Genomic DNA, 6,586 nt, shown 5'->3' on the forward strand with positions numbered 1-6,586 from the left:
CTTCGCTCCCCGCCCCCTCACACCGCGTCGGCCAGCAGCAGTGAGTGGATCCGGTCGGGCGCACCGGGGCGGGCGTAGTACCACCCCTGGGCCGTGTCGCACCCCAGCTCCCGCAGCTGCTCCGCCTGGGCCCCGGTCTCCACGCCCTCCACCGTGACCGCGAGGTCCAGGCTGTGCGCCAGCGAGACGATTCCCTCGACGATCTTCAGATCGACCGGATCCGCCGGATGCTGCTGCATGCCCTGCGTGAAGGAACGGTCCAGCTTGAGAACGCTCACCGGAAGCCTGCGCAGGTTCGCCAGGTTCGAGTACCCGGTGCCGAAGTCGTCGAGTGCTATGTCGACGCCCATTTCCGCCAGTTGCCGCAGCGGCTTCAGCAGATCGTCGTCCGCGCCGATGAGCGCGGACTCGGTGACCTCCAGGCACAGGGCCCCGGGTTCGAGCCCCGACCGCTCCAGCACGTCGACCGTCTCGGCGACCAGCCGCGGATGGTGCAACTGGGTCGGCGAGAGGTTGACGTTTATCCGCAGCGGACCGCCGTCGCTGTGCCGCTCCTGCCAGAAGTGGGCCTGCCGCACGGATTCCTCCAGCACCCAGCGGCCGAGCGGCACGATCAGCCCGGTGTGCTCGGCGAGCGGGATGAACCGGTCCGGACCGAGCACCCCGTGCTGCGGGTGGCACCAGCGCACCAGTGCCTCCGCGCCGTGCACCGTGCCGTCGCCGAGGTGTACGAGGGGCTGGTACTCGATGAAGAACTCACCGCGCTCCAGGGCGGCGGGCAGCGCGGTGGTCAGCCCGTGCCGGGTGATGGCACGGGCATCCGCCTCGGCGTCGGCGAGCTCGAAGCGGTTGCCGCCCGACGACTTGGCCCGGTACATCGTGATGTCGGCGCTGCGCAGTACCTCGGCGGCGCTGCGTTCACCGGCCGGCCCTTCGACGACCCCGATGGAGCCGCGTACGGTCAGCTCACGGCCCTCCAGCAGGATCGGGGTTCCGAGCACGCCGAGGATGCGGCAGGCCAGCTCGTCGACCTCCGTCCGGGTGTCGGGGCCGGTGGTCAGGGCCACGAACTCGTCGCCGCCGAGCCGAGCCACCATCTCGCCGGGCGCGGTCGCACAGCTCTGCAGCCGGTCGGCCACCTCGACCAGCAGCCGGTCCCCCGACGCGTGGCCGAGGCTGTCGTTGATCGCCTTGAAGCCGTCGAGGTCCAGGTAGCACAGGCCGAAGCGGCTGCCGTCGTCGGCGGACAGCGCCTTCTCCAGCCGTTCGAAGAACAGCGTCCGGTTGGGCAGGCCGGTGAGCGCGTCATGCGTGGCCTCGTACCGCAGCCGCAGGTTGAGCAGCCGACGCTCCGTGGTGTCCTCCATCAGCGCCAGCTGATACTCCGGCCTGCCCTCGGAGTCGCGCAGCAGGGACACCGTCAGATTGGTCCACAGCACGGTGCCGTCGTTGCGGTAGTACGCCTTTTCGACCCGGTAGTGCTCGCGTTCGCCACGTACCAACTCGTTGTAATACTTCCATACCTGGGGCGAGTCCTCGGGATGGACCCACTCGTTGACCTTGTGGCTGCGCACATGGTGTTCGAGCCCGCCGAACATCCGGGTGAGCGTGTCGTTGACCTCCAGTACATTGCCGTCCAGGTCGGCGATCCCGATGCCGATGGCCGCGTCCTTGAAGACGGCGCGGAAGCGTGCCTCGGTGGCGTGCAGAGCCTGCTCGGCGTCCGAGCGGGCGGTGAGCGCCGAGCGGGCGATGGCCTCCTGTTCGGCGAGGGTCCGCTCGCGCAGCGCCTGGGTGAAGCCGCCGGCGAGGGCGTGCTGTATCCGGGCGCAGCGGGCTCTGCTGTCCTCGGTCGACAGCGCCGTCGCGCCATTGCTTCCGCAGTAGAGCACGAGGTAGGAGTCGATGACGCCGAGCGTGCTGCTGAGTGCGTCCGGGTCCGTGCAGTGCGCGGCCACGAGGGCGACGCCCACCTCGCTCGCGGGCGTCGCGTCGAAGGGCCGCGCGTGCAGGATGTCGCTGAGCCCGCGGGCCAGCGGCACCAGATGCTGTTCGAACTCCGTGCGCGTCATGGAGGTGGCCGTCGCCGGGAAGGTGGCCCGGCTCCAGATCGTGGCGAATCTCCGGAGCCGGTCCTCGGGCCCGTCGGGCTCCGTGTCGGGCGCTCCGGACGACTGGGCGGGAATGCTCACGCCTTGCGTCCCACCCCTGCGAAGCCCGAGAAGGCAAATGGGTCCTCGTGCTCCACCGCATGGGGGGTGTCGGGGCGCCAGTTCGGCATGGACACGAGTCCCGGCTCGACCATCTCGTATCCCTCGAAGAAGCGGGCGACCTCTTCACGCGACCGCATGACCAGGGGGTTGCGGATGTTGTTGTAGACGCCGACCGCGCCGCCCGCCTCCTCCTGGGTGAGCGGAATCCCCTCGTACGAGGCGTGGGTGATGACGACGAGGCTGCCGGGGGCGAGTTGCTCGCGCAGTTCGGCGACCGCGGTGTGCGGGTCGTCCGAGTCCTCGATGAAGTGGAGTACGGCAACGAGCAGCAGAGCCACCGGTCGGTCCGGGTCTAGCAGTTCGGAGATCGCCGGGCTTTTCACGATCTCCTGCGGGCGGCGCAGGTCCGCGGCGGCGATCACCGCCCGGTCGTTTCCTTCGAGTACGGCCCGGCTGTGCGCGACCGCAACGGGGTCGTGATCGACATACGCCACCCGGGCCTCGGGGTCGGCCGCCTGTGCGACTTCGTGCACATTCCCGAAAGTCGGTATTCCGGAACCGATGTCCAGAAACTGGGTGATGCCCTGGCTCACCGCATAACGCACGGCCCTGCGCATAAACGCACGATTCGCCTGCATGATCTTGGGGAGTCCCGGCATGAACTCCATGGCCTTGCGAGCCGCTTCCCGGTCCACCTCGAAATTGTGCGATCCGCCCAGATAGAAGTCGTACATGCGAGACACGCTCGGCACCGAAATGTCTATGCCTTGCGGTGCCCAGGCGGGACGCTCCATCGATGTCTCCAACAAGTCGCCACGGCGATCCGGCCATGTTCATGGTCAGTGTTGACCAGAGGCTACTGATCGACCGCCAGGAGAGCGAGCAGAAACGGAAATTAGCCGTCCGTTATTGGTCACACGCCAGTGGCATGTGCAACCGGTCCGTCGCTGCGTGTGACATTCGGCGACGGACCGGCCCCGGAGGTGCGCTGTCGGGCCACTTGGGGGCGCCCACCAGTTTGGCGTCGGGAGACACCGCGTATCATGTGCCCCCGACGCCCTGGCCGTTGGTGTCTCCGGGCCTCACATCGCCGGAGAAGGTATGGACCGGCCAGCAGTCGATGGTTTGTTGCGTGATTCCGTCGGGCCGATTGAAGGTGACAAAACCCTTGGCCGTGACGCCCTTGACGTCTTTCTTTGCCAATGGGACAACTACCGGCCACTTCGAGAGACAGGCACCCGTGCAGGCCGACTTCATCGGCCATGCGACGTCCTTCTTGAACCGATAGACCGTCATGCCGCGCTTGTCCACGACGACGTCCCCGAGTTTCGGATCCTTGCGGACCGAAAGCCCCGCGAGTTCGGCCGGTTCGGCGCCGGCCGGGCTGTCGGCGTTCACCGCGGCCTTCTTGCCGTCCGGTGCGGACGCGAACCAGGTGCCGCTCACACCCTGCCCATTGGCGTCGCCGGGCGCGGTGTCCTTGGCATAGCGGTACATCGGCCGGCCCGCAGTGGTGAGCTGCCGGGTGCCGTCGGAGCGGGTGACCTTGCCGATCAGTGCGGGATCGGTGCCGGCCGCTGCCGTGCCCGCGGGCACCACCGGCCAGATCTTGGCGCACTCTCCTTCGCAATTCGACTTGGGCGGACTCGCGGTGTCCCAGTCGAAGCGGTAGAGCGTGAAACCCTCACTGTCCGTGAGGACTTTGCCGAGCTTCTTGCTGTTCCACACCCCGAGCCGGCCGGCCTCTCGCCCGTACTGCCCTGCTCCGCGCCGTCGGAGCCGTAGCCGCTGCCGGAGCCGTAGCCGCTGTCCGATCCGTAGCCGCTTCCCGTCTCCTTTCCGGCCGGGTCGGCGTTGCCCACGTTCTGCCCGTCGGGGGTCTCGGCTCCCTTTCCCTGACCGCACGCCGTCGTCAGCGCCAACAGGGCCGCCGTCACGGCGAGCGAGGCGTTCCCTCAGGTGCTCATGTCAACTCCCGTTCATGCGAACTGAGTTGTGACGCGTTTTCGCGTCGTCCATGGCCCTGGGTACGGGCGGCGGTCCCCTCTTTGTTCAACGCGTTCACAGAATTTCCCTGAGCCGCAAACACCCGGTGGTCCATGTCCCCACCATCAGGGGAATCCGGTCCGCCCCCGGCGTGCCCTGCGACCGGCCGGAACATGCTCCCCGTCGTGTACGGATCACTCATAGGACGGCTCACGGCAGCCGTCGCGCTTCTCTGGCTGCTGTCCGCCCCGGCACCCGCAGTGGCGGACAGCTGCGCGTACGCCTCCATCGGGGAGGGCGGCGGGAGTTCGGCGGTCGCCGTGTCGGGCCACGGTCACTGTCACGCGGGCCCGGCGCCCAAGCCGACTCCACCGCCCGCACCTCCACCCCCGCCTCCTCCACCACCACCACCACCTCCACCCCCGCCTCCTCCACCACCACCACCACCTACACCACCACCTCCACCTCCACCTCCAGCTACACCTCCGCCTACACCTCCACCTCCACCTCCGCCTCCACCGCCCCCCGCACCACCACGACCGGAACCGGAGCCCGTGGCACCGCCTCCTTCACCCTCGCCCTCCGTACGCCCCACGCATCCCGCGCCCCGGCCCGTGGCGCTCCCCGCCTACCGCAAGCCGCCGCGCAAGGTCCCGCGGCGCGGCACCTCCCTGGTCACCCTCACCCTGCTGATCACGGCCCCCGCGGTGTTCGCCGTCGCCGTGCTGCGTCCCCGCTCCCGATGACCTCCGGAGGAACCCATGTCGGAATGGCTTGTTCTCACCCTCGCGATGGTCGCGGCGAGCGCCGTCGTGCTGACCATCGCCATACTCAACAACCGCCGGATCAAAGACGATGACGACCCGTCCGAGACCCCTGACGTCATCGAGTACATGACGATGATGATCGGCGTGGTATACGCGATCGTGCTGGGCCTCGCCATCGCGGGTGTCTGGGAGGGCCGCAGCGCCGCCCAGGAGTACGTACGCCAGGAGGCCCAGGCGCTGCACGAGGTGAACGTCCGCTCCGCCGTCTACCCGGCCGAGGTGCGTACGCGCATCCGCACCGATGTCGACGCCTACGTCCGCCACGTCGTCCACGACGAGTGGCGGTCGATGACCGAGCACGGCTCTCTCACCGACGAGGGGACCCGGCTCCTCGGCAAGGTGCGCACCGATGTCACCGACTACCGGCCGGGGAACGATCACGAGGGGCAGGCATATCAGCCACTGGTCGATCAGGTCGCCGCAGCCGACGACGCACGCAGCGGACGCGGACAGAGTGCCGGTGCGACCATGCCTGGCGTGGTCTGGTTCGGCCTGATCACCGGGGCGCTGGTGACCGTCGGGCTGATCTTCACGCTGCAGATCCGCAGAACCTTCCGCGAACTGCTGCTGGCCGGCCTCTTCAGCGTCCTGATCGCCTTTCTCCTCTTCCTGATCTGGGACTTCGACTCGCCATTCGGCCGGGGCATCTCGGCCACCGCGGCGCCGTTCCTCGATCTGCTCCCCGGCGCGGCGGGCGGATAGCGGTCCGCCGGAATACCGGCGGTGCGCCGCTCGGGGGAAACAGGTGCCCCGGGCGGCGCACTCCGATCGCGAACAAAATGCGCAACTTCTAGCGTTTGGCGCGTCGAGGCGCATTTCTGACGCTATGTGGAAATCCGTTCCGCAACTGCTCCTCGGGGACCCGGAGGATTCACCCATGCGCGCAATAGGTGCCGCACCCGTCGCCCTGCTCGGCGCCGCCGCTCTCGCCCTGACCGCTCCGGCTGCAACCGCATGCGCCGCGACGTCGGGAGGCGCGTCCTCCGCGACCGGATACACCGTCACTCCGTCGGTGATCGCGCCGGGGAGCCAGGTCATCCTGGCCGCCCGGGGGTGCTCTACAACCGCCACAGCCGGCTCCGGAGTGTTCGACACGGTCACCATTCCCAGGGGCGCGGCCGTCGCGGCCACGGTGGACCGGGACGCAAAACCTGGCGCCGCCTACGAGGTGACGTTCATCTGCAACACGTCACCCGGCTCCACGGCGAAGGCCGGACTCACGGTCAGCGCGGCCTCCGACGCACCCGCCACGAGTACCGCGGCCTCGCCGGCCGGTGTGCAGGGCGGACTCGGCGGCGGCATCGACAGGATGAACGCCGCGGAGATCGCCGCCGGAACGGCGCTGGCGGTGGTCACGGCCACTGGCACCATCTATGTCGTACGTGAGCGCAAGGGGAGCCGCCCGCACTGAGAGCAGGGCAGTGCGGCCCGATACGCCCGTCGCCCCGAGTCCTCTTGCAGGACTCGGGGCGACGGGCGGGGCTGGGGAACAACACCCCCTCTCCCTTTCCCTAGCCCCTCCCTGCCGCCCCACCTGTCCCGTTTCCAGAGTTTCGAAAA

5 protein-coding genes and 1 pseudogene are annotated in these 6,586 nt (G+C 68.8%); 3 read left to right on the forward strand and 3 right to left on the reverse strand.

Translation table 11 applies throughout. From position 1 onward, the window contains the following. Positions 1 to 17: 17 nt before the first annotated feature. The 3 genes and pseudogenes from ACZ7IB_RS27545 to ACZ7IB_RS27555 form a co-directional block, all read right to left on the reverse strand. Positions 18 to 2,192: a putative bifunctional diguanylate cyclase/phosphodiesterase gene (locus ACZ7IB_RS27545; RefSeq protein WP_470916500.1), complete on the reverse strand. Its 2,175-nt coding sequence runs from the start codon at positions 2,190 to 2,192 to the stop codon at positions 18 to 20. Next, positions 2,189 to 3,007: an SAM-dependent methyltransferase gene (locus ACZ7IB_RS27550; RefSeq protein ID WP_470916501.1), complete on the reverse strand. Its 819-nt coding sequence runs from the start codon at positions 3,005 to 3,007 to the stop codon at positions 2,189 to 2,191. The genes ACZ7IB_RS27545 and ACZ7IB_RS27550 overlap by 4 nt, the downstream gene beginning before the upstream one ends. Before the next feature lie 247 nt (positions 3,008 to 3,254). After that, positions 3,255 to 4,150: pseudogene (locus tag ACZ7IB_RS27555) on the reverse strand (SCO0930 family lipoprotein). A 603-nt stretch (positions 4,151 to 4,753) separates the two neighbouring features. Here ACZ7IB_RS27555 and ACZ7IB_RS27560 point away from each other — a divergent pair. The 3 genes from ACZ7IB_RS27560 to ACZ7IB_RS27570 all read left to right on the forward strand — a co-directional run bounded on the left by ACZ7IB_RS27560 (position 4,754) and on the right by ACZ7IB_RS27570 (position 6,437). Further along, complete coding sequence (locus ACZ7IB_RS27560) at positions 4,754 to 4,945, forward strand: hypothetical protein (protein WP_470916502.1); 192 nt, start codon at positions 4,754 to 4,756, stop codon at positions 4,943 to 4,945. 15 nt (positions 4,946 to 4,960) lie between these two features. Beyond that, positions 4,961 to 5,728: a bestrophin-like domain gene (locus ACZ7IB_RS27565; RefSeq protein ID WP_470916503.1), complete on the forward strand. Its 768-nt coding sequence runs from the start codon at positions 4,961 to 4,963 to the stop codon at positions 5,726 to 5,728. 175 nt (positions 5,729 to 5,903) lie between these two features. Continuing rightward, the gene (locus tag ACZ7IB_RS27570; protein WP_470916504.1) at positions 5,904 to 6,437 is read left to right on the forward strand and encodes a hypothetical protein; all 534 of its coding nucleotides are present in this window, start codon (positions 5,904 to 5,906) and stop codon (positions 6,435 to 6,437) included. Positions 6,438 to 6,586: the final 149 nt, after the last annotated feature.

This window comes from Streptomyces sp. NPDC037301 (assembly GCF_055602785.1).

What these genes read in the sequence shown, in the direction of transcription:
- ACZ7IB_RS27570 (WP_470916504.1), top strand. Translation starts at nt 5,904, where the DNA reads ATGCGCGCAATAGGTGCCGCACCCGTCGCCCTGCTCGGCGCCGCCGCT.
- ACZ7IB_RS27550 (WP_470916501.1), bottom strand. Translation starts at nt 3,007, where the DNA reads ATGGAGCGTCCCGCCTGGGCACCGCAAGGCATAGACATTTCGGTGCCG.
- ACZ7IB_RS27565 (WP_470916503.1), top strand. Translation starts at nt 4,961, where the DNA reads ATGTCGGAATGGCTTGTTCTCACCCTCGCGATGGTCGCGGCGAGCGCC.